The organism is Amycolatopsis sp. TRM77291 (assembly GCF_054166285.1).
This window is the reverse complement of sequence record NZ_JBSZHF010000001.1, coordinates 6105854-6129841: the sequence shown is the minus strand read 5'-3', so window position 1 is coordinate 6129841 and position 23988 is coordinate 6105854. Positions and strand designations below refer to the sequence as shown.

At 69.3% G+C, this 23988-nt stretch carries 23 protein-coding genes; 13 read left to right on the top strand and 10 right to left on the bottom strand.

Features of this window, described 5'->3' with window-relative positions; translation table 11 throughout:
- Positions 1-86: 86 nt before the first annotated feature.
- The gene (locus ACXIZN_RS28120) at positions 87-845 is read left to right on the top strand and encodes a DUF3152 domain-containing protein (protein ID WP_457957979.1); all 759 of its coding nucleotides are present in this window, start codon (positions 87-89) and stop codon (positions 843-845) included.
- Between the two features lie 221 nt (positions 846-1066).
- Here ACXIZN_RS28120 and ACXIZN_RS28115 read toward each other — a convergent pair whose 3' ends face one another.
- The 4 genes from ACXIZN_RS28115 to ACXIZN_RS28100 form a co-directional block, all read right to left on the bottom strand.
- Complete coding sequence (locus ACXIZN_RS28115) at positions 1067-2122, bottom strand: chitinase (protein ID WP_192746609.1); 1056 nt, start codon at positions 2120-2122, stop codon at positions 1067-1069.
- A 184-nt stretch (positions 2123-2306) separates the two neighbouring features.
- Positions 2307-3896: a M28 family peptidase gene (locus ACXIZN_RS28110; RefSeq protein WP_457957977.1), complete on the bottom strand. Its 1590-nt coding sequence runs from the start codon at positions 3894-3896 to the stop codon at positions 2307-2309.
- Between the two features lie 88 nt (positions 3897-3984).
- Positions 3985-6252, bottom strand: a complete 2268-nt coding sequence (locus ACXIZN_RS28105; RefSeq protein ID WP_457957975.1) for a M4 family metallopeptidase — start codon at positions 6250-6252, stop codon at positions 3985-3987.
- Positions 6253-6529: 277 nt separating this feature from the next.
- A complete protein-coding gene (locus ACXIZN_RS28100; protein ID WP_457957974.1) occupies positions 6530-7834 on the bottom strand; it encodes a helix-turn-helix domain-containing protein in 1305 nt (434 codons plus the stop codon).
- Between the two features lie 191 nt (positions 7835-8025).
- On the opposite strand from ACXIZN_RS28100, the gene ACXIZN_RS28095 reads away from it, so the two are divergent.
- From ACXIZN_RS28095 to ACXIZN_RS28085, 3 genes are all read left to right on the top strand, one after another.
- Positions 8026-9888 carry a glycoside hydrolase family 9 protein gene (locus ACXIZN_RS28095; protein ID WP_457957972.1) on the top strand — a complete coding sequence of 621 codons (1863 nt, stop codon included), beginning with the start codon at positions 8026-8028 and terminating at the stop codon, positions 9886-9888.
- 112 nt (positions 9889-10000) lie between these two features.
- Positions 10001-10786, top strand: coding sequence for an LOG family protein (locus ACXIZN_RS28090; protein WP_126736377.1), 786 nt, complete (start codon positions 10001-10003; stop codon positions 10784-10786).
- Positions 10786-11364, top strand: coding sequence for an LOG family protein (locus tag ACXIZN_RS28085; RefSeq protein WP_457960614.1), 579 nt, complete (start codon positions 10786-10788; stop codon positions 11362-11364). Before ACXIZN_RS28090 ends, ACXIZN_RS28085 begins: the two co-directional genes overlap by 1 nt.
- A 269-nt stretch (positions 11365-11633) precedes the next feature.
- On the opposite strand, the gene ACXIZN_RS28080 is transcribed toward ACXIZN_RS28085, so the two are convergent.
- The gene (locus tag ACXIZN_RS28080; RefSeq protein ID WP_126736376.1) at positions 11634-12308 is read right to left on the bottom strand and encodes a lysophospholipid acyltransferase family protein; all 675 of its coding nucleotides are present in this window, start codon (positions 12306-12308) and stop codon (positions 11634-11636) included.
- Between the two features lie 51 nt (positions 12309-12359).
- Here ACXIZN_RS28080 and ACXIZN_RS28075 point away from each other — a divergent pair, with 51 nt between their 5' ends.
- Positions 12360-13262, top strand: a complete 903-nt coding sequence (locus ACXIZN_RS28075) for a glucosyl-3-phosphoglycerate synthase (RefSeq protein WP_457957970.1) — start codon at positions 12360-12362, stop codon at positions 13260-13262.
- Here ACXIZN_RS28075 and cydC read toward each other — a convergent pair.
- The 4 genes from cydC to ACXIZN_RS28055 all read right to left on the bottom strand — a co-directional run bounded on the left by cydC (position 13251) and on the right by ACXIZN_RS28055 (position 18687).
- On the bottom strand, positions 13251-14801 hold the full coding sequence (cydC, locus tag ACXIZN_RS28070) for a thiol reductant ABC exporter subunit CydC (RefSeq protein ID WP_457957968.1): 1551 nt from the start codon (positions 14799-14801) through the stop codon (positions 13251-13253). The genes ACXIZN_RS28075 and cydC overlap by 12 nt on opposite strands.
- Positions 14802-14877: 76 nt before the next feature.
- Positions 14878-16503, bottom strand: a complete 1626-nt coding sequence (gene cydD, locus ACXIZN_RS28065) for a thiol reductant ABC exporter subunit CydD (RefSeq protein WP_457957967.1) — start codon at positions 16501-16503, stop codon at positions 14878-14880.
- Between the two features lie 9 nt (positions 16504-16512).
- A complete protein-coding gene (locus tag ACXIZN_RS28060) occupies positions 16513-17505 on the bottom strand; it encodes a cytochrome d ubiquinol oxidase subunit II (protein WP_457957966.1) in 993 nt (330 codons plus the stop codon).
- 3 nt (positions 17506-17508) lie between these two features.
- Positions 17509-18687, bottom strand: a complete 1179-nt coding sequence (locus ACXIZN_RS28055; RefSeq protein ID WP_457957964.1) for a cytochrome ubiquinol oxidase subunit I — start codon at positions 18685-18687, stop codon at positions 17509-17511.
- A gap of 140 nt (positions 18688-18827) precedes the next feature.
- Here ACXIZN_RS28055 and ACXIZN_RS28050 point away from each other — a divergent pair, with 140 nt between their 5' ends.
- From ACXIZN_RS28050 to ACXIZN_RS28020, 7 genes are read left to right on the top strand one after another with little or no spacing between them, the layout of a single operon-like run.
- On the top strand, positions 18828-19154 hold the full coding sequence (locus ACXIZN_RS28050; protein ID WP_005155407.1) for a helix-turn-helix transcriptional regulator: 327 nt from the start codon (positions 18828-18830) through the stop codon (positions 19152-19154).
- A complete protein-coding gene (locus ACXIZN_RS28045) occupies positions 19151-19816 on the top strand; it encodes a permease prefix domain 1-containing protein (protein WP_457957962.1) in 666 nt (221 codons plus the stop codon). Before ACXIZN_RS28050 ends, ACXIZN_RS28045 begins: the two co-directional genes overlap by 4 nt.
- Positions 19813-20463, top strand: coding sequence for a permease prefix domain 1-containing protein (locus ACXIZN_RS28040; RefSeq protein ID WP_457957961.1), 651 nt, complete (start codon positions 19813-19815; stop codon positions 20461-20463). Before ACXIZN_RS28045 ends, ACXIZN_RS28040 begins: the two co-directional genes overlap by 4 nt.
- Positions 20460-21131, top strand: a complete 672-nt coding sequence (locus ACXIZN_RS28035) for a permease prefix domain 1-containing protein (RefSeq protein WP_457957959.1) — start codon at positions 20460-20462, stop codon at positions 21129-21131. Before ACXIZN_RS28040 ends, ACXIZN_RS28035 begins: the two co-directional genes overlap by 4 nt.
- Entirely contained in the window at positions 21128-21430 is a 303-nt protein-coding gene (locus ACXIZN_RS28030) for a DivIVA domain-containing protein (protein WP_039917099.1), read from the top strand. The genes ACXIZN_RS28035 and ACXIZN_RS28030 overlap by 4 nt, the downstream gene beginning before the upstream one ends.
- Positions 21427-21876 (top strand): SRPBCC family protein, encoded by a 450-nt coding sequence (locus ACXIZN_RS28025; RefSeq protein ID WP_457957957.1) that lies wholly within the window; start codon positions 21427-21429, stop codon positions 21874-21876. The genes ACXIZN_RS28030 and ACXIZN_RS28025 overlap by 4 nt, the downstream gene beginning before the upstream one ends.
- Positions 21869-22441, top strand: a complete 573-nt coding sequence (locus ACXIZN_RS28020; protein ID WP_457957955.1) for a DNA-3-methyladenine glycosylase I — start codon at positions 21869-21871, stop codon at positions 22439-22441. The genes ACXIZN_RS28025 and ACXIZN_RS28020 overlap by 8 nt, the downstream gene beginning before the upstream one ends.
- A 365-nt stretch (positions 22442-22806) precedes the next feature.
- Here ACXIZN_RS28020 and ACXIZN_RS28015 read toward each other — a convergent pair whose 3' ends face one another.
- Positions 22807-23601 carry an enoyl-CoA hydratase/isomerase family protein gene (locus ACXIZN_RS28015; RefSeq protein WP_457957953.1) on the bottom strand — a complete coding sequence of 265 codons (795 nt, stop codon included), beginning with the start codon at positions 23599-23601 and terminating at the stop codon, positions 22807-22809.
- 195 nt (positions 23602-23796) lie between these two features.
- Here ACXIZN_RS28015 and ACXIZN_RS28010 point away from each other — a divergent pair, with 195 nt between their 5' ends.
- Complete coding sequence (locus ACXIZN_RS28010) at positions 23797-23964, top strand: DUF3117 domain-containing protein (RefSeq protein ID WP_005155393.1); 168 nt, start codon at positions 23797-23799, stop codon at positions 23962-23964.
- Positions 23965-23988 lie beyond the last annotated feature (24 nt).

Here is a 23988-nt window from a genome sequence, read left to right as displayed (position 1 = left end):
GCCGAAAGGTTGCGCGCGCGGTCCCACAACCTCCCCAGACGCCTGCTCGTACTCCTGGATGTGACCGCAGATCTCCGGGAGGACCGATGACCGCGCGCCGGGCAGTGGCTCTCGCCGTGTGCGCCTTGGTGGCGGCCGGCTGCGAAACCCATGCGGTCGCCCCTCCCGTCGTGACACCGGTCGTCGTTCCCTCGACGACGACGTCGTCCTCCGCGCCGAAGCCGGTGCTGGCGCCGCCGTCCGCCGAAATCACCTACCCGCGGGCGGGATCCGGACGGTGGCTGTTCCCGCTCGGCGAAGGCTCGGTCGCCGGGCAGTCCGGAAGGCTGCTGCGGTATCGCCTCGCCGTCGAAGCCGATATCGCGGGCGTGAGCGTCGACGGCTTCACCAAGACGGTCGAGCTCACTTTGGCGGATCCGCGCGGCTGGACCGCCGGCGGGCGATGGCGGCTACAGCGGGTCGGCCCGGACGGTCCGGCCGATTTCACGATCCACCTCGCCACGCCGGGGACCCGGGACGTGCTGTGCGGCAGGCCCGACGGCTACACCTCGTGCCGCAACGGGGACGACGTCGTGCTCAACGTCGCGCGCTGGGCGAACGGCGTGCCCGGTTACGGCGCGCCGCTGACGGTCTATCGGCAGTACATGGTCACGCACGAGGTCGGGCACCGGCTCGGGCGCGGTCACGAGAAATGCCCCGTGCCGGGCGCGCTCGCGCCGGTGATGCAGCAGCAGACGCTCGGCCTGCACGGTTGCGTCCCGAACCCTTGGCCCTACCCCGACGGGAAGCAGCACTCGGGTCCTTCGGGGGAGTACGACGACCCGATCCCGACCGGCGGATCGTGAGTTACGCCCCCGATCACGCGAGTTACGCCCCTGATCACGCGAGTTACGCCCCCGATCACGCGAGTTACGCCCCCGATCACGCGAGTTACGCCTCTGATCACGCGAGTTCGCCGGTTCCGCACGGCGAGCCCGCGTGACCGAACTCGTGACTCGCGTGATTGAAGGCGTAACTCACGTGATTGAAGGCGTAACTCACGTGATCGGACGGACGGCACGAACGATCAGCGGCCTTGTAGAGATTTCACGTTCTGGCCGAAGGTCCAGTTCCGCGAGCCGTCCCAGTTGATCGACCAGGTCATCAGGCCCTTCAGGGCCGGAATGCTGCGGTACGCCTGGGAAACCAGGCTCGGCGACATGTAGCCGCCGCCGGCGCCTGCCTGCGCGGGCAGGCCGGGGGCCTGCTTGTCGTAGGGGACGCGGATCGTCTGGCCCTGGATCACCAGGCCCTTGTCGAGGCAGTTGGTCTGTGCGACGAAGCCCTGCACCGTCCCGGCCTGGTACGAATCGCCGGAGCAGCCGTACATGCTTCCGTTGTAGTACTGCATGTTCAGCCACCACAGCCTGCCGTTGTCCGCGTACTTCTTGATGATCGGCAGGTACGCGCCCCAGATCGAGCCGTAGACGACGCTGCCGCCGGTGACGTACGCGGTCTCGGGCGCCATGGTGAGCCCGAAGTTCGGCGGCATCGCGGCGAGGACGCCGTCGATGATGCGGATGAGGTTCTTCTGCGAAGCCGAAAGCGTGTTGATGTTCCCGCTGCCGGTGAGGCCGGTTTCGATGTCGATGTCGATCCCGTCGAAGTTGTACTTCTTCAGGATCGGCACGATGGTCGCGACGAATTTGTCCGCCACGGTGGCCGAATTCAGGTCGATCCCCGCGGTGGCGCCGCCGATGGACATCAGGATGGTCGCACCGGCGTCCTTCGCGGCGCACATTTCGGACGGGGTCGCGACCTTCACAGTCGCGTCCATCCCGTCCTCCCATTTGGCCGTTCCGTCGGACAGGATGACCGGAAAGGCCGCGTTGATCACGTTGTACCCGTTGGCCTTGATCCGGGCGTCGGTGATCGGGATCCAGCCCATCGGCGGATGGACGCCGTTCGACGCGCCGTCCCAGTTCTCCCAGTAGCCCTGCAGGACCTTGCCCGCGGGCTTCGATTTGACCGCGCAGACCTCGGCGTCGGGTGACGCCTGCGCCGAGCCCAGTGCGACGAGGGTGGTGACGGCGAGTACCGCCGCGCCGGTGATTGCGAGCAGCCGTGAGACGCGACCGAACATACCCAGCTCCCATCTCGAAAGCGGTTTGAACGAACAGGAAGCGGCCGTTCGGCTCAACATAGGTCGCCGTGCATGAGTGGCGCTACCGACGATCGGGTGGTCTAGACCAGATATCGAAGAGTTGCACGAAGGCCATCCCGCGAGGCCGGGGGTCCTCGTGGGATGGCCTTCGCCATTCGGATGGTCAGACGGTGATGGTCCAGCTGTCGAGCGTGCCGGTGTCCTGCGCGTAGGCGTCGTAGAGCACGAGCGTCCAAGTGCCGGCCGCGACCTCGTTGGTCACCGGCACCGAGTACGTCCTGGTGCCGAGATCCGTGCAGGGCAGGGAACCGGTCGGCTTGACCGAGTAGGTGCTGCCGTCCGGAGCCTTCAGGCTGATGCGGAGGTCCTCGGAGCAGGTGTGCGTCCCGGTGACCGACACCTTCACCGGCGAGGTCGCCGCACCCGTCGCGCTGGACGTGATCGGGCTGTTGACCGTCGCGTAGTCGTTCAGCGCGAAGTCGGTGCCGTTGGTGAACGTGCGCACGCTGACGTCGCCGACGGTGAGCGTGTACTGCGCGGTGCGGTCCACCGAGGTCCCGTCACCGGTCACCGTGATCGTGCTGGTGCCGTTGGGGGTGCTCGCCGACGTCGCGATGGTGAGCGTCGAGGATCCGCCGGACTGCACTGAAGCGGGGTTGAACGTCGCGGTCGCCCCGGCGGGGAGGCCGCTGGCACTCAGCGAAACCGCTTGCGCCGCACCGGAAGTCGTCGCCGTGTTGACCGTGACGGTGGTCGACTGTCCCGCTTGGACGGTGCCGGAGGACGGCGAGAGACCGAGCGAGAAGTCCGGCCCCGTCGACGTGCCGACGGCGAGCTTCCAGAGCGCGTACGCGATCGCGTCGCTGTTCTTCTCCAGCGGGGTGTCCGGGATGTTGGACAGCGTGTCGCAGGCGCGGTGGTAGCAGCTGTCGAACGCCCTTCCGGCGGTGCCGCCCCATTTCTGTTGCTGCGCAGCGCTCTTCGTGTATCCGGCGCCGGTCGCGAGACCACCGACCGGGATGCCCGCGCTCTTGAACGAAGCGTGGTCCGAACGGCCGTCGCCCTCGGTGTCGCCCTCGGTCTGGATGCCGATCGTGCGGAAGTACTCGTCGAACACGGCCTTGACCGAAGCGACGTCGTCGTAGACGAAGTAGCCCCAGTTGTCCGAGCCGATCATGTCGAAGTTCAGGTAGGTCTTGATCTTCGTGCGCTCGGCCTGTGGCAGGCTGTTGACGTAGAACCTGGACCCGCGCAGGCCGGACTCCTCGTCGGCCCACCAGCCGAAGCGGACCCGCTTGGCCATCGTGGGATTCTCGCGGGCGAGGGTCAGCGCGACTTCGAGGATCGAGGCCGAGCCCGAGCCGTTGTCGTTGATACCGGGGCCGGCGCTGACGCTGTCGAGGTGCGCGCCGAGCATGATGACCTGGCTGGCGTCACCCTGCGGCCATTCCGCGATGATGTTCTGGTTCGAGCCCGCGCAGCTCGTGCAGGACTGCAGAGTGACGTTGTAGCCCGCGTCGCGCAGCTTCTGCGCCACATAGGACACCGACGCCGGGTAGCCCGGCCGCCCGGCGGCGCGGTTGCCGCCGTTCTGGTTGGCGATGGTCTGCAACGCGCTCAAATGCGCCTTGACGTTGGCGAGCGAGATGTCCGGTGCGGCGGCGGCCGTGACCGCCTGCGCGGGCGCCGTGACGACACCCAGTACGGCGGCCATGCCGACGATGGCCGCTCCTATTCGCTTTCCCCACTTCATGCCGGGGTCTTCCTTTCTGAGGTGATGGTCCGTGAAGGCCTCCTTCCCTACGCTGAAAGTAGGGAAGGAGGCCTTCACGGAACGGGGATCAGACGGTGATGGACCAGCTGGAGAGCGTGCCGGTGTCCTGCGCGTAGGCGTCGTAGACCACGAGGGTCCACGTGCCCGCCGCGACCTCGTTGGTCACGTTCACCGAGTAGTTCCGGGTGCCCAGATCGGTGCAGGGCAGGGAACCGGTGGGCTTGACCGAGTACGTGCTGCCGTCGGGGGCCTTCAGGCTGATGCGGAGGTCCTCGGAGCAGGTGTGCGTCCCGGTGACCGACACCTTCACCGGCGAAACCGCGTTGCCGGTGGCGGTCGAGGTGATCGGGCTGTTCACCGTGCCGTAGTCGTTCAGCGCGTAGTCGGTGTCGTTGGTGTAGGTGCGCACGTCACCGCCGGTGCCGACGGTCAGCTTGTACTGCGCGGTGCGCGCGCCGCTGGCCCCGGTGCCGGTCACCGTGATGGTGCTGGTGCCGTCAGGGGTGCTCGCCGACGTCGCGATGGTGAGCGTCGAGGAGGCGCCGGACTGCACCGAAGCCGGGTTGAACGTCGCGGTCGCCCCGGCGGGGAGGCCGCTCGCGCTCAGCGAAACCGACTGCGCCGTGCCGTTGGTGGTCGCGGTGTTCACCGTGACCGTGGCCGACTCGCCCGGCTTGACCGAGCCCGACGTCGGGGTGACGCCGACGGAGAAGTCGTTGCCCTGCGGGGTGCACGAGGTCGGCTCACCGGTCGCCGCGGTGACGCTGATGGCGTCCCACGCCGCCTTGGTGGTGTTGAACTCGGTGCAGGAGCCCGGGTACAGCGCGAGCGCCGCTTCCAGGGTGGCCTTGCGGGCCGCCTTGTGGTTCCAGCTGGAGGTCTTCTTCAGCAGGCCGTTGTAGAAGATCTTCCCGGCCTTCTGGATGCCGATCCCGGTGATCGAGGTGTTGTTGCAGGTCGGGCTGGCCGGCTTGCCGACCGGCGCGGTGCCCTCGGCCAGCAGGTAGAACCAGTGGTTCTGCGGTCCGGCGGCGGCGTGCACCTCGGTGTTCGGGATGGACGACGAGTAGCAGTCGGGGTTGCCGGAGATCCGGCTCGGCTGGTTCATGTAGCGGATCGGCCCGCGGCCGACCAGGTTCACGCCCTCGCCGACGTCGTAGTCGGGGGTGTCCTTGGCGTTGTTGGCGTAGTGCTCGGTGATGGCGCCGAAGATGTCACCGGTGGACTCGTTGAGGCCGCCGTTCTCGTTGCCGCTGCCCGCGCCGCCCGGCGTGGTCTGGAAGATGGCGTGGCCGTACTCGTGCGCGACGACGTCCATCGGGGTGGCCTGGCGCTGGCTGTCCGACGAGCGGCCGTAGGTGGTCGAGGAACCGTTCCAGTAGGCGTTGGCCTGGTTGAGGCCGACGTAGGCGGGGAAGCCGCCGCCGTTGCCGTTGATGCCGTTGCGGCCGAGCCATTCGCCCAGCATCTTCCACTCGGTCTGCACGCCGAAGAGCGCGTCGACGCAGGCGGTTTCCAGGTCGGTGCCGGAGCCGTTGCCCCAGTTGTCGTCCGGGCCGCTGAAGGGCGAGCTGTTCTGGCGGGCGCAGCTGATGTTGGTGCGCTGCGGGTCGCGCATCGTGTACGTGCCGCCGGAGTTCGTCGTGTCGATGGTGACGTTGCCGGCGTAGTAGCTGTTCCCGGCGCCCAGCGTGCCGACTTCGTTCGCCGCCGCCTTCGGTGCGGCGGCAGGGAAGTTGGACATCTTGACGTCGTCACGGGTTTCGAGGACCGCGCCGGTCGCGCCGTCCACGAACACGTGCAGGTTGCTCGGGTTCGCCGCCTTGGTGCCGGCGACGACGACCTCGTAGGCGAGCTTGGGGGAGTTCCCCGCCAGCACGACGAGCTTCGGCGCGACCACACTGTCTACTTTGGACAGCTGGCCGCGCGCGACCTCGGTCGCCTTCGCCGCGGAGATCCTGGCCTTGGTGTCGACCGAGATCGCCGCGGTCTCCGCGGCGCTGGTGCCGCGGACGCGTCCGGCGCCGTCGGCGACCACCACCGCGTCCCCGCCCACGACGGGCAGGCCACGATAGGTTCGTTCGTAGGCGGCGTAGAAGAGTCCTCCGCCACCGGGGGTCAGCCCGACTCGGCGGAAGTCTTCCTGCGCCCCCTTCCGCAGCTGGTCTACACCAGTCGCGGCGGCCCGGTCGGCCGCGCTCGCGGCCACGGCGTCGGGGCTCGCGGGCTGGACGGTGGCGGTGGTCGCGTTCGCCGGGGTCACCGGGAACGTCATGCTCAGGGCAAGGCCGGCGACGGCCGCCAACCCTGTTCTGAGCCCTCGCTGAACGGTCATGTGAACCTTCCATGGGCAGGACCGTGTACCCGTCCGGCCTTCAGGCGCGGCGGGGAATTCGACCTGGCGGGCGCACGGCGGGGACGGGGAGCGTGCCCATTCGGATAACTGGAGTTATCCCGATGGACACGTCCGAGTAAAGGAGCCGGTCACGAGGTGCGTCAATGGGCCGGATGGCCTAGCGGCGCGGGCGAAGATCCACATGCGGGGAATGAAATGCCTGTGTAGTAAGAGTTTTTCGCGCCATGTGCGATATATGGCGACTTTCGTATGGTTTTCAGCCGGTCGGCCCGAAATCGGACATAGCGGCCGCGCGCACGCCGCGGCGATAGGCCTCCGCGGCTTTTTCGATTAATCCGCGGGCGCGCAACGTGTCGCCCAAATGCAGTGAGGTGGCGACCAGCGCGCCGCGCAGTTCGGACTTTTCCTGGGCGGTGGCGGCTTCTTCGAGGAGCGCGGTGGCCTCGGGCAGGTCGCCGCGCGCGCGGGCGATGAGTCCCAGTAACCGGAGAACCTCGGTCCTCGCCTCGATGTCGGGGGATCGATCCAGAAGCGGGCGGATCCCTTCGGCGAGTTCGGCCGCCTCGTCGAGTTTCCCTTGGCGGCGACGGACATCGGCGAGTTCGATGGTCGCGCCGAGTACGCCCTCGCGTGAACCGGCCTTGGCCAGGAGGTCGCGGGCGAGCCGCAGTTCGGCGTGCGCCTCGTCGAGTTTGCCCAGCCGTCGCCACAGGAAGCCGCGCGCCCAGCGGCATCGGGCGGCGTCGCGGTCGTAACCGAGTGAGGTGAACAGGCGCAGCGCCCGCGAAAGGTCCTTCTCCGCGTGGTCGGCCAGGCCGATCTCCTGCCACAGTTGCGCGGCCTGCCGGTGATAACGCGCGGCGATGTCCGCGTGACGGGCGGAAGGGAGGACGCGACGGCCTTCCTCGGCGGCCCGGCGGGCTCGGCGGAGCGCGCCCATTTCGATCAGCGGGTGGATCAACGCGGTCACCAGCGCCAGTTCGGCGTCGGGATCGCTCGCGCCGGTGGTGCGGAGATCGGCGAGCGCGTTCTCCACGAGCGCGACCGACGCGCCCAGGTCACCCGAAAGCGCGCGGCAGGCGGCGACGCGGTTGACGATCATCGCGCGCAGCCGGGGCGACGCGGCATCGGCGAGTTCCATGGCGTGCGCGAATCCCTTGTCCGCCAACGGGATGTCATAGCGCTGCCAGTGGACTTCGCCGAGATGGAAACGCGCGTGACACTGGATGTCCGGCAGCCGGTACTCCGCCGCTCGGCGTTCCACCCGGGCGAACTCGCGCTCGGCGGCTTCGAGTCCGCCCTTCTGTAACTCGCGATACGCGGCCTCGAGCGCGTCGCCGAGTTCTTGGGCGGCGCCGGGTGGCCGGTCGAAGCGGAGTTCGTCCGCGGTGAGGCCGAGCCGTCGCGCGAGGTGGGAGAGCACGTCGTCCGAGGGCAGGCGGCGGCCGGACTCGACCTTGGCGAGGAAACCGCGGTCGTAGCGCGGCTCGGCGAGCTCACGCTGAGTCAGCCCGCGTGCCCGGCGCAAGCGCCGGATCCGCGCGCCGAGTGGTTCAGCCATGGACGGCACCGATCCACGGTAGACGATTTCCCGCCGGGCATCGGGCCGAGCCGGACGGATATCCGCCAACAACGGCCGGATCCGGTGACTTCCGACCGGCGAAACGGACATATTGACTGGTGGCGCTCGGGGAGCTAGCGTCGTGCGCAATAAAAAGGAAACTTTCTTAACTAAATGTGAGCGGGGCGCCGATGATGGTGAGTTCCTGGTCCCGGACGGTGGCCGCGGTTTCGGCACTGGTCCTCGGGGGTTTGACGGTTCCGGCGGTTTCGGCCGCGGCGGCGGTGCAGGGTGAGGTCCGGGTCGACCAGGTCGGCTACGGCATCACCGAGACCAAGCACGCCTATCTCCTCTCCAGCGCGCCGGGTTCGTTCTCGGTGGTCGACGAACGCGGCCGGACCGTCCATCGTGGACGGACCGGGCAGTCGCTCGGCGCGTGGAACGCGAAGTACCCGGCGGTGTACCAGCTCGACCTGTCGAGGGTCTGGCTGCCGGGCAAGTACCGGATCGAGGTCACCGGCGAGACCAAGGCGACGTCGCCGACGTTCCGGGTGGACACCAAGGACCGGCTCTTCACGCCGCTCGTCCGGGCCACCAACGAGTTCTTCCAGGCGCAGCGCGACGGCGACGACATCATCCCGGGCCGTCTCGACCGCAAACCCTCGCACCTGGCCGACAAACAGGCCACGGTCTACGAATGGCCCGCGTTCGGCGGCGAATTCGGCGACGAGATCACCGAACCGCTGAAGCCGGCGGGCGGGCCGATCGACGTCGAGGGCGGCTGGGTCGACGCGGGCGACTTCGTCAAGTTCACGTCGAACACGGCGTACTCGCTGGCCGAGCTGGGTTACGTGCTCCGCGAGGACTACGACCGGGCGCTGGCCGCGGAGGTCAAGCTCGGCCTCGACTGGCTCGACAAGATGTGGGACGAGAAGAGCAAGACGCTCTACGCCCAGGTCGGGATCGGCACGGGCAGCGACAAGTTCGGCTTCCTCGGCGATCACGACGTCTGGCGGAACCCGCACGACGACGACCCGCTCGACGTGAAACCCGGTGACCCCAAGTACTTCGTGAAGCACCGGCCGGTCTTCCCCGCGAACCCCGGCGGATCGGGGCTCAGCCCGAACCTCGCCGGCCGGGTCGCCGCCGCCTTCGCGCTCGGCGCCCAGGTCGAGGCGAAGCGGAACCCCGCGCTGGCAAGGGAATACCTCGCCGAGGCCTCGTCGGTCTTCGCGCAGGCCAAGACCGAGAACGTCGGCGAACTGGTCACCGCGTTCCCGCACGCGTACTACCCGGAATCGTCCTGGCGGGACGACATGGAACTCGGCGCGACGCAGCTGGCCCTGGCGGCCAAGGCCCTGCGTGACCCGCGGTCCGCCGAGTGGACGCGGCAGGCGGCGCACTGGGCGAAGGCCTACATCGACGTCGAAGAGAAGAGCACGCTCAACCTGTATGACACCAGCGCGCTGGCGCACGCCGAATTGGCGAAGCTCCTGCGGCACGGTGTCCCGGGCGCGGCGCTCGGCCCGAAGGAACTGATCGGCGATCTGCGGCGTCAGCTGGACGAAGGTGTCGCGAGCGCGGCTCAGAGTCCTTTCCGGACCGCTGTCTCGGTGAAGGAATTCGACGCGGCCAGCAAGAGCTTCGGGTTCGCCGCGACCGAGCGGCTGTACGCGGACCTGACCGGTGACCGGCGGTACGCGGCGTTCGGTTCGCAGCAGCGGAACTTCACCCTCGGCGCGAACGCCTGGGGAATCTCGCTGGTCGTCGGTGTCGGCACCACGTACCCGCGGTGCCCGCACCACCAGGCGGCGAACCTCGCCGGCGAGGAGAAGCTGCTCTACGGCGCCGTCGTGAACGGCCCCAACGGGGCGGAGAACTTCGAGCACATGGAGCTCCCGCCCGGATCGAAGGACTGCAGGAAGCCCTTCGAAGCCTTCGACACCCCCGAGTCCCGCTACGCCGACGACCTCGCGTCGTGGCCGAGCAACGAGCCCGCCATCGACTTCACCTCGACGGCCATGCTCGCGTTCGCGCTGACCGGCCGTTCCTGAGGCGTGATCGCGGGGCCCGCTCGACGGCGGGCCCCGCGTTCGCGTATCCGACAACTCCTGTTCGCGGCGATGCCGCCGCTCCGGACGGTGACGACGTCGTAGGCTTGGCGGGGTGAGTGAGACAAGCGAGTTCCCCGACGGCCAGTACCCGGAACGTCCGATCGAGCGCCACAAGGGCCCGGTCGTGCTGCGGCGGGATCGCCGTGACCAGGGCAGCACCACCGACCAGCGCCTGCTGGACTCGCGGGGCCCGAGCGACTGGGTGCACACCGACCCGTGGCGCGTGCTGCGGATCCAGGCGGAGTTCGTCGAGGGCTTCGGCGCGCTCGCCGAGGTGCCGCGCGCGGTGACGGTGTTCGGTTCGGCGCGGACCAAGCGGGACCACCCGGAGTACGAACTCGGCCGCAAGATCGGCGGCGCGCTCGCGAACGCGGGCTTCGCGGTGATGACCGGCGGCGGCCCCGGGGCGATGGAAGCGGTGAACCGCGGCGCCAACGAGGCGGGCGGGTTCTCGGTCGGCCTCGGCATCGAGCTGCCGTTCGAGCAGGGCCTGAACCCGTGGGTCGACCTCGGCGTCAACTTCCGGTACTTCTTCGCGCGCAAGACCATGTTCATCAAGTACTCGCAGGCGTTCATCTGCCTGCCCGGCGGCTTCGGCACGCTCGACGAGCTGTTCGAGGCGCTCACCCTGGTGCAGACGAAGAAGGTCACGAAGTTCCCGGTCGTGCTGTTCGGCAGCGACTACTGGGGCGGGCTGTACGACTGGATCGCCAAGACGCTGCTCGCCGAGGGCAAGATCGGGGAGAAGGACCTCGACCTGCTGCACGTCACCGACGACATCGACGACGCCGTGCGCGTCGTCCAGGAGTCGTACCAGGCATGGGAGGACACCCACTGATGGCGGCGCCGCGCCGGATCTGCGTCTTCTGCGGTTCCTCGATGGGCTTCGACCCGCGGTATGCCGAGGAGGCTCGTGCCCTGGGCACGTTGCTGGCGTCGCGGGGCATCGGGCTGGTCTACGGCGGGGCTTCGGTCGGGACCATGGGCGTCGTCGCGGACGCGGCGCTGGCCGCGGGCGGCGAGGTGATCGGCGTGATCCCCGAGGCACTGGGCACGGTCGAGATCGCGCACGCCGGACTGACCGAACTGCACGTCGTCGCCGACATGCACCAGCGGAAGGCGAAGATGGCCGCGTTGTCCGACGGCTTCCTCGCGCTGCCCGGCGGCGCGGGGACGCTGGAGGAGCTGTTCGAGGTGTGGACGTGGGCGCAGCTCGGGCTGCACGAGAAGCCGATCGGGCTGGTCGACGTCGGCGGGTACTACGCGCCGCTGCTGAAGTTCGCCGACCACATGGTGTCGGAGGGCTTCCTGTCGGCGGGGTACCGGGACATGCTCTCGATCGACTCGGACGCTTCGGTGCTTCTGGACGGCTTCGCGGACTACGCTCCGCCGCCTCGGCCTAAGTGGGCTAAGTAGGGCTTGGGTAGCGCGTGAAGGCCCCCTTCCCTCGGCTGAGCCGAGGGAAGGGGGCCTTCGCGCGCGCTGCTCGTGACGAGTGGGGGCATTGGGGCACCTGGGCTCCGTGAGGTGACTGTCGAAGTCCGTGAAGGACCCCTTGAGGAACCCCTCGAGGCCCAGGGTCCGTGAAGGCCTCCTTCACTACCTTGAGGGTAGGGAAGGAGGCCTTCACGGCACTTCCTCCGGGAGCAAGGGACCTTTGCTACCACCCGGCCCCGCGAGAACCGTCAGGCAGCGCTCTGATCAGGCCGTTTGTGGTACGAGTCGACGTACTCCTGCCCCGAAAGCTCCAGGATCGCGTACATGATCTCGTCGGTCACCGAGCGCCGGATCGCCGGCGACGAGTCCTGCCCCTCGTACCGCGAGAAGTCCAGCGGCGCACCGTAGGTGACGGTGATCTTCGCCCGCCGCGGGATCCGCTTCCCGGCGGGCTGCAGGTTCTCGGTCCCGGACAGCGCGACGGGCACGACCTTCGCGCCGGTCGCCAGCGCCAGTGCCGCGACGCCGGTGTGGCCGCGGTGCAGCCGCCCGTCCAGCGAGCGGGTGCCTTCGGGGTAGATCGCGAAAGCGCCGCCCGCGTCGAGCACCTTCCGCGCCGCTTCCAGCGCGGCGAGACCGGCCTGCGCGTTGCCGCGTTCGACCGGGACGTAGCCGAGGCCGCCCAGGAAACCGGCCATCAGTTTGCCCTTGAGCCCGCGGCCGGTGAAGTACTCCGCCTTGCCGAGGAACTTGACCTGCCGCATCGCCGTGAAAGTGATCACGCCGGTGTCCAGCGCCGCCCGATGATTGGGTGCCAGCAGGACCGGCCCGGTGGCGGGGATGTTCTCCACGCCGCGGATCTCGGGGCGGTACAGCGCTCTGACCAGCGGTCCGAGCACGAATCGGACGAGTAGCGGTAGCAAGGTTCCTCCATCGACAGGGTGTCGGACTCCAGCATGGCACGATCACTACTCATGAGTTGGTTCGAGCGTCGTACGTGGCAGAACCCCGGCTGGACGGTCGAAGACATCGTCGCTGCGAAGGGTGACCGGACGGTTTCGGTCGTGCTACCGGCGCTCGACGAAGAGGACACCGTCGCCGAGGTCGTCGGGACGGTCCGGCCGCTGCTGGGCACGGTCGTCGACGAGCTGGTCGTGATGGACTCCGGGTCCACCGACGCCACCGCCGAGCTCGCGGCCCGCGCCGGCGCGCGCGTGGTGCACCGCGAGGACGTGCTCTCCGACCTGCCGCCGGTGCCGGGCAAGGGCGAGGTGCTGTGGCGGTCGCTGGCCGCGACGACCGGTGACGTCGTCGTGTTCCTCGACTCCGACCTCGTCGACCCGGATCCGGCGTTCGTGCCGACCCTGCTCGGTCCCCTGCTCTGCGAGAGCGGCGTCCACCTGGTCAAGGGGTTCTACCGGCGGCCGCTCCGGCTGGAGAGCAGCGGCGGCGGCCGGGTCACCGAGTTGCTGGCGCGACCGGTCCTCTCGGCGCTGCGCCCGTCGCTCTCCGGGCTCATCCAGCCCCTGGGCGGCGAGTACGCCGCGACGCGCGAGTTCCTGGAGTCAGTGCCCTTCGCGGCCGGGTACGGCGTCGAGATCGGGCTCATCCTCGACGCCGAAGCGCGCTACGGCCTCGAAGGGCTCGCCCAGGTCAACCTCGGCGTACGCAAGCATCGCAACCGCTCGCTGCTCCAGCTGGGGGTGATGGCGCGCCAGATCCTCGGGACGGCGCTCGCGCGTTGCGGCATCAAATCCGACGACCCCGCCCAGCTCACCCAATTCGCGCAAGTAGGTGACGAATGGCAGCCGGAGGTGGCCGAGGTGTCGGTGAGCGACCGGCCGCCGATGCGCGAAGTGCGCGGCCTACAGCCGTAGGGCCTCGTCGAACCCGGCCACCTGCGACTCGCGATGCGTCACGAGGACGACGGTGCCGCGCGCGGCGGCGAGCACCTCGGCCAGGACGGCGTCGCCGTGCTCCGGATCCAGACCCTCGACCGGCTCGTCCAGCACGAGGATCGGCGGTGCCGAGAGCACTGCTCTCGCCAGGATGAGCCGCTGGCGTTGCCCGCCGGACAGCGTGTCGCCGTCGGAGCCGACTTCGCGATCCAGCGGCAGGTCGAAACCGGCCGTCTCACAGGCGGCGAGCAGCTCCTCATCCGAAGAGCCGGGCTTCGCGAGCAGCAGGTTCTCCCGGACCGTCGTGTGGAAGACGTGCGCGTCCGCGAGCACGCCCGAAATCACCGAAGGAAGCAGCGTCGGATCGTAGGTCTCCAGCGGTTTCCCATTCAGCAGAGCGCGCCCGGACGTCGGCACCACGGAACCCAGGAGCACGTTCAGCAACGTCGTCTTCCCGGCCCCGCTCGGCCCCACGATCCCGACGCGTTTGCCCGGCGGAAGGTCGAGGTCGACGCCGTCCAGCGCCGGGGCCCTGCCCTCGAACCGAACGCCGACCCCTTCGAGTAGCAGATGCCCGGGCTCGGGCGCCACGGTGCCGCGCGCGGGCGGCGGTTCCGTCAGCAGCGCGCGCACCCGCTCGGCCGACGCGCGGACCTCGACCCAGCGCTGGGCGGCCGCGGTCAGCGGGAGGACCAGCTCGAACACGGCCAGCGCGCCCAAAGCCAGTGCCGCCGTCAGTGGCGGCGAAACCCCGGCGGTCAGGGCGATCGCGACGCAGGTCAGCAGCTGGACGAGGATGCCTGCCGCGGTCAGCAGGCTGGTGCGGTTCGCCGTCGCCCGATCCCGCGAAGCGAGTGCGTCGACAGCGTTGTGTGCGGCGTCCACAGTGGACTTGTGGACGCCGTAGGCGATCAGCTCGCGCCGCCCGGTGATCAGCTCGACCGACCGTTCGGCGAGGTCGGCGCGGGCCGGAGCGCTCTTCTCCGCCGCCGCGCGGGTGATCCGCACGCACAGCCACGGCAGCCCGATCCCCGCGATGGCGAGTCCGAGCGCCAGCACGAGCCCGGCGGCCGGGCTGGCGATCAGCGCGACCGTCGTCGACACCGTGCCGACGAAGGCCGCGACACCGGCGGGCAGCAGGCAGCGCAGGATCGCGTCCTGCACGGCGTCCACATCGGACACCAGCCGCGTGACGAGGTCGCCGCCGGAATGCCGGGAGACCCGATGCGGCAGCAGCGACGTGTACACGCGGGTCCGCAAGGCACCGAGATACCGCAGGACGACCTCGTGCCCGGCGAGCCGTTCCGCGTAACGCAAGCCGCCGCGCAGCAACGCCAGCGTCCGGACGGCGACGATCGCCACCGTGAGCGACGCCAGTGGCGGCTGTTCGGCCGCCTTCAGCAGCAGCCACGCGGCGGTGGCCATCAACGCCAGCCCGGCGATCTCAGCCCCGGCCCCGATCAACCCGGCCCGGATCAGCCGCACGGCGTCCTTTGTGGACACGCCCCAGACGTTCACACCAGTTCCCGTTCTCTCAGTGTTCGTCGGGGAACCCGCGTCCGCGATCGACGTCGGCAGGACGCTGGTCGGCCATTCACCTCGCCGATGCGGCGGTGGCGTCCCGCCACCGCGATAGCGGGGTCACCGCCCGAGGTGCATCTTCAGCTCCGCCTACTGCTCTTACGGCGCCCTCGTGGACTTCGAGGACGCGGGTGGCCAGCGCGGCCATCGCGGGCCGGTGTGCCACGAGCACCGCGGTCCGGCCGGTGAGCAGTTCACGGGTCGCGCCGAGCACGGCCGCTTCGGTGCCCGCGTCGAGCCTGGCGGTCGGCTCGTCGAGCAGCGCGAGACCCGCCTCGGTACGGGCCAGCGCCCTGGCGAGGCCGAGCCGTTGCCGCTGACCGGCCGAAAGTGGCGCGCCCAGTTCGCCGATCCTGGTGCGGTAGCCGTCGGGCAGTCCGCGCACGACCTCGTCGAACGCCGCCGCGCGTGCCGCCGCCTGGACGTCCGGCACCTGGCACATGGCGATGTTCTCCTCGACGGTCCCGGTGAACAACGTCGGCCGTTGCGGCACCCACGCCGTCCCCGCCCGCCACGCGGCCGGATCCAGCTCGCCCAGATCGACACCGTCGACGAGGACCCGGCCGGACGTCGGCGTCACGAAGCCCAGCAGGACCGCCAGCAGCGTGCTCTTCCCGGAGCCGCTGGGGCCGACCAGCGCGACGTGTTCGCCCGCCTCGATGGTCATGTCCACTTCGGACAGTACGGTCTCGCCGCCGTACGCGACGCTCACCTTCTCCAGCACGATCCGCGGCGCACCGCGGCGGGCCACCCGCGAACCCCGGACGACGTCCTCCGAGCGCACGGCCAGCGCCTCGCGCAGCGTGGCGAGCCCTTCGGCGCTGGCGTGGAACTTCGCCCCGGCCGCCCGCAGCGGCAGGTACGCCTCGGGAGCGAGCAGCAGCACCAGCACCGCCGTGTGCACGACCATGCCGCCTTCCAGCAGCCGGAAGCCGATCGGCACCGCGACCAGCGCCACCGAAAGCGTCGCCACCAGTTCCAGTACCAGCGCGGACAGGAACGCGACCCTCAGCGTGCGCATCGTCGCGTCGGTGTGCGCGTCCGCCATCGCCCGCACGGTCTTCGCCTGCGCTTCGGCGCGGCCGAACACCTTGAGCGTGCCGAGCCCGCGCACGACGTCGAGGAAATGCCCGCCCAGCTTGGAAAGCAGTGACCACTGCTTGGCGGTCTTCGCCTTCGTGTGCTGTCCGACCAGGATCGCGAACACCGGGATCAGCGGCAGTGTCGCGAGGATGATCAGCGCCGACGACAGATCCGCGGCGAACAGCCGGACGAGCACCGCGACCGGCACGATCGCCGACAGCGCCACCGTCGGCAGATAACCGGTCAGGTAGGCGTCGCTCGCGTCGATCCCCTTGGTCACCAGGGTCGCGACCGCGCCGGGGTTCTCCGCCTCCGCGCCGAGAAGCCGTTTGCGCAGCCCGGCCTTGACCTTCGCCGCGAACCGGCCGCCGACGGAACCCTGGACACCCGCGAGCAAGGCCCGTACCGCGATGGCGGCCACGAGCGTCCAGGTGACGCCGCCGCCGGTGAGCAGCGTCGCGAGGCCGTCGGCCTGGACGAGGATCGCCGCCGCGGTCAGCGTTCCGAGGACGGCCAGCACGCCGAAATGACGGCGCAGTCCGGGAAGGGGAGGCATGCCGGGCTCCTAGAAGTGCAGCAGCGAGCGCTGGTCGACGCGGGTGTCGTGCCTGCGCCACGTCACCCACTGCACGGCGGCGATCGCCACGAGCGCCGGGGGCAGGACGAAGGTGAGCAGGCCGAGCATCTCGGTACTGGTGGCCGCTTCCGTCAGGCTCAACGAGAAGCCTCCGTCCACAGAGGACACCAGTGCGTCGGGCAGGCGCGCGGTCCCGACGGCGAGCACCGGCGACGCCGACAGAGTCATCGTGGCGACCAGCGCCGTCTTGTGCCGCCCGGTGCGCAGAGCCGCGGCCGCGACACCCAACGCGCCGAACGCCAGCACGATCGCGGGCAGCACGGACCACGACGCGGTGGTCTCGACGGCACCCCAGACGACCGCCACGACCAGGAACGCGAGCGCCGGCGCGAGCAGCGCCTTGGCGATCCGGTTCGTGCGGGCGGTGAATTCCGCCGGTGCCCGCACGGCGAGGAAAGCCGCGCCCTGCAAAGCGAACAGGGCGACGAACCCCGCGCCCCAGAGCAGCGCGTACGGGCTGAACACCGCGAGGACGTCGCCGGTCGGCTTACCGGCCGCGTCGAGCGGGAGTCCGAGGACGAGATTGCCGAGGAACACGCCCCAGGACACCGCCGTCACCCACGCGCCGACGGTGATCGCCAGCGTCCAGGCGCCGCGGCGCGCGTCCGGGCGCCTGCTGCGCAGCTGCACCGCCGCGGTGAACGTGACCAGGCCGAGCAGCAAGGTCACCACCGGGATGTAGGCCCCGGCGAACACTTTTCCTTCCAGATGCGGGAAGGCGCCGAACAGGACACCGACCGCGGCCACCAGCCACACCTCGTTGGCCAGGAAGAACGGGCCGAAGGCGCCGAGCACGCGCCGCCGGCCTGCCTCGTCACGGCCCAGCCTGCCGAGCAGCATGCCGACGCCGTAGTCGTAACCGGCCAGCGCGAAATAGCCCGCGGTCAGGAAACCGAGCACGCACCACCAGAGGATCACCATCGGTCAGACTCCGCTCAGGACGGGAAGTTCGGTACGGGGCGCGGCTGCCTCTTCGGCGGGCTCCGGGCCGCGTTTCGCGACCCGCGACATCAGCACCCAGTCGGCGATCGCGAGCACCAGGAACAACAGCGTGAAAGCGATGAAGGAGAACAGGATCTGCCCCGCCGGGATCGCCGCGACGGCGTCGGCGGTGGTCAGCTGCCCGCGGATCAGCCACGGCTGACGGCCGATCTCCCGCACCAGCCAGCCGAGGATCGCCGCGACGAACGGCAACGGGATGGCCAGCACCATCACGTACAGCAGCGGCCGGACCTTGGTGATCCAGTTCCGGAACAGCAGCAGCGTGCCGAGGATCGAGGCGAGGAAGGCGATGAACCCGATCTGGATCATGAAGCCCAGTGAGACACCGACGATGGGATCCGCTCCTTCCAGCTTGCCGGGGTGGTATTCCCCGAGCGGGCCGAACTGGGCGAAGCCGAAGCCGATCACCATCGTGCTGCCGGCCAGCGAGGCGAGCACGCCGATCCGCATCGAGCGCCGGAAGAACTCGATCTCCTTCGTACGCTTGATGAAGTGGTACGCGCTGACGCCGACCACGAAGAAACCACCTGTCATCAGCGCCGCGCTCAGCACGTGCGGCAGCGAGGCCGTCAGCGCCGGGTTGGTGAACAGCGCGCCGAAGTCGTCGAGTTCCAGCACGCCGTTCTCGGCGTGCGTGCCGACCGGGTTCTGCAGGAACGAGTTGGCCACCATGATGAACAGCGCCGAGGCGTACGCGGTCAGCGTGACCAGCCAGATCAGCGTCAGGTGGAGCCATTTGTTCAGCCGCCCCCAGCCGAAGATCCAGAGCCCCAGGAAGGTCGATTCGGCGAAGAAGGCCACCAGCGTCTCGATGGCCAGCGGCGCGCCGAAGACGTCGCCCGCGACCGCGGACAGGCCGGTCCAGGTGAGCCCGAACTGGAATTCCATCACGATTCCGGTGACGATTCCCAGCGCGTAATTGATCACGTAAAGCTTGCCCCAGAAGCGAGTCATCCGCGTGAGTTCCGGCTTGGCGCCGAACGCGGAGCGTGTCTGCATCACCGCGACGAGTGTCACGAGCCCCAGTGTGAGCAGCACGAACAGGAAGTGGAACGAGGTCGTCGTCGCGAACTGGAGTCTCGCGATCGGGAGTGCGTCCATGTCGAGGCACTGTATACGTAGGCTGGCTACATGTAGCCACTAAATCTATGAAATCGGGGTGATCTCGGGGACATTCCCTGAGGCCGGTCCGGGAAAGTCCCGGCTACCCTGGTGTGCGGCGATGTGTAGACTGTCTATCTATGAAGGCCGACAGCCTGCGCGGGCACCTCGACGCGCTGCTCCTCGCCGTCCTCGACGGCCGGAAGCTGCACGGGTACGCCATCATCGAGGCGCTCCAGCTCCGCAGTGACGGTGCGCTCGACCTGCCGACGGGCACCGTCTACCCGGCGCTTCGCCGCTTGGAGCGCGCCGGATTCCTCGCCAGCGAATGGGACGTCGTGTCCGGCCGCAAACGTCGTACGTACAAGCTCACGCGCTCAGGGCAGAAGGCGCTGGCCGCGGAACGGGCGGAGTGGCAGGAGTTCACCACCGTGATCGGTGGTGTCCTCGGGGGGAGCACGGCATGAGCACGATCGAGGCCTACATCGGCGACCTGGACAGGCGGCTGAACGGGTCGGCGAGGGCGAAGACCGATCTGCTCACCGAGGCCAGGGACGGTCTGGTCGACGCGGCCGAGGCGTACCGCGAAGGCGGTGCCGGCGAGGCGGAAGCCGAACGCCGTGCCGTCGCCGACTTCGGCCCGGCCGCGGTGATCGCCCGTGAGTACCAGGCCGAGCTGGCGTTGCGCGGCGACATCGGCACGTTGTGGAAGGTCATCGTCGGTGTGCCGCTGATCCAGGTGACCTGGGAGCTGGCGCGGATCTGGACCTATGGCGACTGGAGCCGTTCGGGGAAGCCGAATCCGGAGTGGTTCACGGCCGTCATCGAGATCTTCGGCGTCCTGGTCCTCGTTCCGGCCGTGATCGGCGCGGTGTCGCTGTTCGGGGCCCGGCGGCTGGGGCGCAGGCTCGACAGCGTGAGCCTGGGGAAGGTGACGCGGTGGACGGTGGGTGCCGCGGCGGGCACGAACCTGCTGGCGCTGCTGCTGCTCACCGTGAGCACCGCGGTCCTCGATCCGTCGAGGATGAACGTGAGCCTCGTGTGCAACCTGGTGGCGCTCGGCTGGGTCGCCTTCAGTTTCTGGCTGCTCTCACCGGCTTTCCGGCCACGGCCCGCGCTCGCCGCATGAACGCGATCGAGGCCTACATCGGCGAACTCGACGCCCAGCTGTCCGGGCCGCGGTCGGCGAAAGCCGATCTGCTCACCGAAGCGAGGGACGGTCTGGTCGACGCGGCCGACGCCTACCGCGCGGGCGGTCTCGACGAGTCGGAAGCCGAACGCCGTGCCGTCGCCGATTTCGGCCCCGCCGATCTGATCGCCCGCGACTACCAGGCGGAACTGGGGCTGCGGCGCGACATCCGCGTGCCGTGGGAGCTGATCGCCGGTGTCCCGCTGCTGATCCTCGCCTGGGATCTGGCGCGGGGCTTCGCCGACTGGTCGGCGCTCGGCGCCGCGCCTTCCTGGTACCACCGCGCGATCGGCGCGGCCGACATGCTGGCGGCGTCGTCCCCGGCCGTCGCGATCGCCGGGCTGCTTGCGGCACGGCTGCTCTCGCGGCGGACGGCCGGTCCGCGGGTCGCGCGCGCCGTCTCCTGGACGCTGGCCGCGGCCGCGGGGTTGAACCTCGTCGCGGTCGCGACCTACGGCGGCGCGACCGGGCTGCTGGAGCCCGCGCGCATGCTCGTCAGCGTGCCGTGCGCGGTCCTGTCCGGAACCTGGATCCTGTTCAGCATGCGGCTCACGGTCGCCGCGCGGAGTTGGAGAACCACGGCATGACGGTGATCGAGGCCTATCTCGGGGAGTTGCGCGCCCGGCTGGACGGTCCAGCGGCGGCGAAGCGGGATCTGCTGCGTGAAGCGCGGGACGGGCTCGACGACGCCGCGGACGCGTACCGCGACGGTGGCTGGAGCGAACAAGAGGCGCAGCGGCGCGCCGTCGCCGATTTCGGGCCGGTGCACCTGATCGCGAGGGACTACCAGGCCGAACTGGGGATGCACAGCGGCACCCGCACCCTCTGGAAACTGATCCTCGGCGTGCCGCTGATGCAGCTCGCCTGGGAGTTCGCCCGGAAATGGACCTTCGGCGAGTGGTCGCAGCTCGCGCCGACGCCGGGTTGGTACAAGTACATCGCCCAGTTCACCCACGGTTCGGTCTTCATCGTGCCGGTGCTGGGCGTGATCGCCCTCGTCTCCATGCGCTGGCTTTCCCGGCGGATGGACGGTGCCCGGCTGGTCAAGACCGCCGGCGTGCTGATCGGCGAGGCCGTCGGCCTGAACCTGCTTTCGGTGGCGCTGCTGGTGATCGCCACCGGCGTCATCGACGCGTCGAGGCTGTTCCTGTCGGTGCCGTGCGGGCTGTTGATGATCCTCTGGGTCGTGGTCAGCGTGCGACTCGCCTTGCTGGCGCGACGATCGTGGCGTTCGTGTGCCACGATCGTCGCGTGACGACCGCCCTGATCTATCTCGTAGTCATGCTGCTGGTGGCCGCGGTGGTGTTCCTGCTGGCCGCCGTGGTGTTCGGCCGCGGCGAGGAGCTGGCCCCGCTGCCGCCGGGCAGCTCGCCGACCAGGCTGCCCGCCGAGGACATCACCGCCGAGGACGTCCACGCCGTCCGCTACCAGATGGTGCTGCGCGGCTACAAGATGTCCGAAGTGGACTGGGTGATGCGGCGGCTCGGCGTCGAGATCGAGGAACTGCGCGCCAAGGTGGCCGAGCTGGAGGCCGAACGCGAGGGCGCCAGGTGACCGATGTCGTCGTCTCCGTCGACGTCGCGGTACCGGCCGGGACGGCTTGGCTCGCCCTGACCGATTGGGAACGCCAGGGCGAATGGATGCTCGGCACCGAGGTCGAGGTCGTCGAGGGCAACGGACGCAGCGTGGGCTCGAAACTGTCGGCGTTCACCGGCGTCGCCGGGATCGGATTCACCGACACCATGGAGATCACCGGCTGGGAACCGCCGCTGCGCTGCGTCGTGCGGCATACCGGCAAGATCGTGCGGGGCACCGGGGTGTTCCAGGTGATCGAGAAGGGGCCGCACGCGTCGACGTTCGTCTGGGCGGAGCATCTGCGGCCGCCGTTCGGCGTCGTCGGGCGGCTCGGCTGGCCGGTCGCGAAGCCGGGCTTCGAACTGGGACTGCGGCTGTGCCTGCAGAGATTCGTGAAGTACGCGGAGGGGTACCGGGTTGGCTGAGGCGGGTCTGCTGGGCGCGGACGGGATCAAGCGGTGTTCGTGGGGCAACTCGGCCCCGGACTACGCCGAGTACCACGACACCGAATGGGGTTTCCCGCTCCACGGCGACGAAGAACTGTACGAACGCCTGTGCCTGGAGTCGTTCCAGTCCGGGCTTTCGTGGATCACGATCCTGCGGAAACGGGAGTCGTTCCGGAAGGCGTTCAAGAAGTTCAAGCCCAAAAAGGTCGCTGCCTTCACCGACGACGACGTCGCTCGTCTCATGGAGGACGCTTCGATCGTGCGGAACCGGGCGAAGATCCTGGCGGCGATCAACAACGCGCGGGCGATCGAGGAACTCGACGGTTCGCTGGACGACCTGCTGTGGTCGTTCGCGCCTTCCTCGCACACCCGGCCGCGGCGGATGGCCGACGTCCCGGCGATCACCGACGAGTCGAAGGCGATGGCGAAGGAACTCAAGAAGCGCGGCTTCGTATTCCTCGGCCCGACGACCTGTTACGCGCTGATGCAGGCGACGGGGATGGTCGACGACCACGTGAAGGACTGCTTCCGGGCCGGCTCGTGAGTGGCTGGGACGGTTGTCGAGGGGTAAAGCAACGGTGTCGTGGCCGCCGGCGCCCGTGTCGCGGAAACCNTTTCGCGGCTGCGGGTACTGCGGCCGGTGAGCCGGGAGATCGTTTCGCTGATCCGGGACCTCTCGAAGCGGGACGACGACTGAGCGGGTGGCCGTGTCGCGAAAGCCACTTTCGCGACGCCTGATGTCCCGAAAGTGGCTTTCGCGACGCCGTTCGGCAGGCGGACGCCCGCGAAGGGCCCCTTGCCTACCCTCAGAGTAGGCAAGGAGGCCTTCACGGACCGGCAGAGCGCGGTGCCCCCCTGCGCCACGTTTGCCTTACCCCTCAATAGAGCCGTCCTAGCGGCTCACGAGGGTCACTTGCCCTGGAAGTTCGGCTTGCGCTTGCCCACGAAGGCCTCGACGGCCTCGGTGTGGTCGGCGGTCGCGCCGAGCGCGGTCTGGGCCTCGTCCTCGGCCGCCAGCGCGGTTTCGAGGGACGACTCGGCGGCGACCGACAGGACGTTCTTGATCTTCGCGTACGCGACCGTCGGGCCGGCCGCGAGCTTCGCGGCGACCTTCTGTGCGCGGGCGGCCAGTTCCTCGTCCGGCACGACCTCGCTGACGAGGCCCAGCGTCAGCGCTTCGGCGGCGTCGACCGTGCGCGCCAGCAGCATCAGTTCGGCCGCGCGGCCGAGACCGATCAGCCGCTGCAGCGTCCACGACGCGCCCGAGTCCGGGCCGAGGCCGACGTTCGCGAACGCCATCAGGAAGTTCGCCGACGTCGAGGCGATCCGGAGGTCGCTCGCGTAGGCGAAGGCCGCGCCCGCGCCGGCCGCCGGGCCGTTCACCGCGGCGATGACCGGCTTCGGCATCCCGACGATCGTCTTGACGATCGGGTTGTAGTGCTCCTTGACCGTGTGTAGCGGCGCGGGGTCACCCGCCTGCAGCAGCCCGACGTGCTCCTTCAGGTCCTGCCCGGCGCAGAACGCCTTGCCCGAACCGGTCAGCACGACCGCGCGGACACTGTCGTCGGCCGCGGCCTCGGTCAGGCCCGCCAGCAGCAGTTCCTTGAGTTCGACGGTCAGCGAGTTGTACGCCTGCGGCCGGTTCAGCGTGAAGGTGCGCACGCCATCGGCGTCGGCGATCAGCAGAACGTCGGATGTGGTCACGGGATCTCCTAGTCGGCGAAACTGCGGTCTGAGAGGAGTCTTTCAGCCTCGCGAGCCGCATACCAGCACCGATACGGCGGCAAAAGATCGGTCCGCGTTCGCGCTCGGCCGCTGATGAGGGACAATGGACAGTAGACCCGGCTGGCTTTGACGAGCGCGACCCGGGCGCGCCGGTTGAGACGGAGGGAGCACGCTATGGCGGCCATGAAGCCCCGGACCGGAGATGGTCCCCTCGAAGTGACTAAGGAGGGGCGGGGCCTCGTGATGCGCGTACCACTCGAAGGTGGTGGGCGCCTCGTCGTCGAACTCTCCGCGGAAGAAGCGAAGGATCTCGGCGCGGCCTTGCAGGAGGTCACCGGCTGAGCCGGACCGCACCAACGTTCAACC

Bases quoted from the DNA above. Each gene is read 5' to 3' on its own strand.
- ACXIZN_RS28120 (WP_457957979.1), top strand. From the start codon at position 87: ATGACCGCGCGCCGGGCAGTGGCTCTCGCCGTGTGCGCCTTGGTGGCG.
- cydD (WP_457957967.1), bottom strand. From the start codon at position 16,503: ATGCCTCCCCTTCCCGGACTGCGCCGTCATTTCGGCGTGCTGGCCGTC.
- ACXIZN_RS28110 (WP_457957977.1), bottom strand. From the start codon at position 3,896: ATGAAGTGGGGAAAGCGAATAGGAGCGGCCATCGTCGGCATGGCCGCC.
- ACXIZN_RS28095 (WP_457957972.1), top strand. From the start codon at position 8,026: ATGATGGTGAGTTCCTGGTCCCGGACGGTGGCCGCGGTTTCGGCACTG.
- ACXIZN_RS28055 (WP_457957964.1), bottom strand. From the start codon at position 18,687: ATGGACGCACTCCCGATCGCGAGACTCCAGTTCGCGACGACGACCTCG.
- ACXIZN_RS28115 (WP_192746609.1), bottom strand. From the start codon at position 2,122: ATGTTCGGTCGCGTCTCACGGCTGCTCGCAATCACCGGCGCGGCGGTA.
- ACXIZN_RS28075 (WP_457957970.1), top strand. From the start codon at position 12,360: ATGAGTTGGTTCGAGCGTCGTACGTGGCAGAACCCCGGCTGGACGGTC.
- ACXIZN_RS28100 (WP_457957974.1), bottom strand. From the start codon at position 7,834: ATGGCTGAACCACTCGGCGCGCGGATCCGGCGCTTGCGCCGGGCACGC.
- ACXIZN_RS28105 (WP_457957975.1), bottom strand. From the start codon at position 6,252: ATGACCGTTCAGCGAGGGCTCAGAACAGGGTTGGCGGCCGTCGCCGGC.
- ACXIZN_RS28060 (WP_457957966.1), bottom strand. From the start codon at position 17,505: ATGGTGATCCTCTGGTGGTGCGTGCTCGGTTTCCTGACCGCGGGCTAT.
- ACXIZN_RS28050 (WP_005155407.1), top strand. From the start codon at position 18,828: ATGAAGGCCGACAGCCTGCGCGGGCACCTCGACGCGCTGCTCCTCGCC.
- ACXIZN_RS28010 (WP_005155393.1), top strand. From the start codon at position 23,797: ATGGCGGCCATGAAGCCCCGGACCGGAGATGGTCCCCTCGAAGTGACT.
- ACXIZN_RS28085 (WP_457960614.1), top strand. From the start codon at position 10,786: ATGGCGGCGCCGCGCCGGATCTGCGTCTTCTGCGGTTCCTCGATGGGC.
- ACXIZN_RS28035 (WP_457957959.1), top strand. From the start codon at position 20,460: ATGACGGTGATCGAGGCCTATCTCGGGGAGTTGCGCGCCCGGCTGGAC.
- ACXIZN_RS28045 (WP_457957962.1), top strand. From the start codon at position 19,151: ATGAGCACGATCGAGGCCTACATCGGCGACCTGGACAGGCGGCTGAAC.
- ACXIZN_RS28040 (WP_457957961.1), top strand. From the start codon at position 19,813: ATGAACGCGATCGAGGCCTACATCGGCGAACTCGACGCCCAGCTGTCC.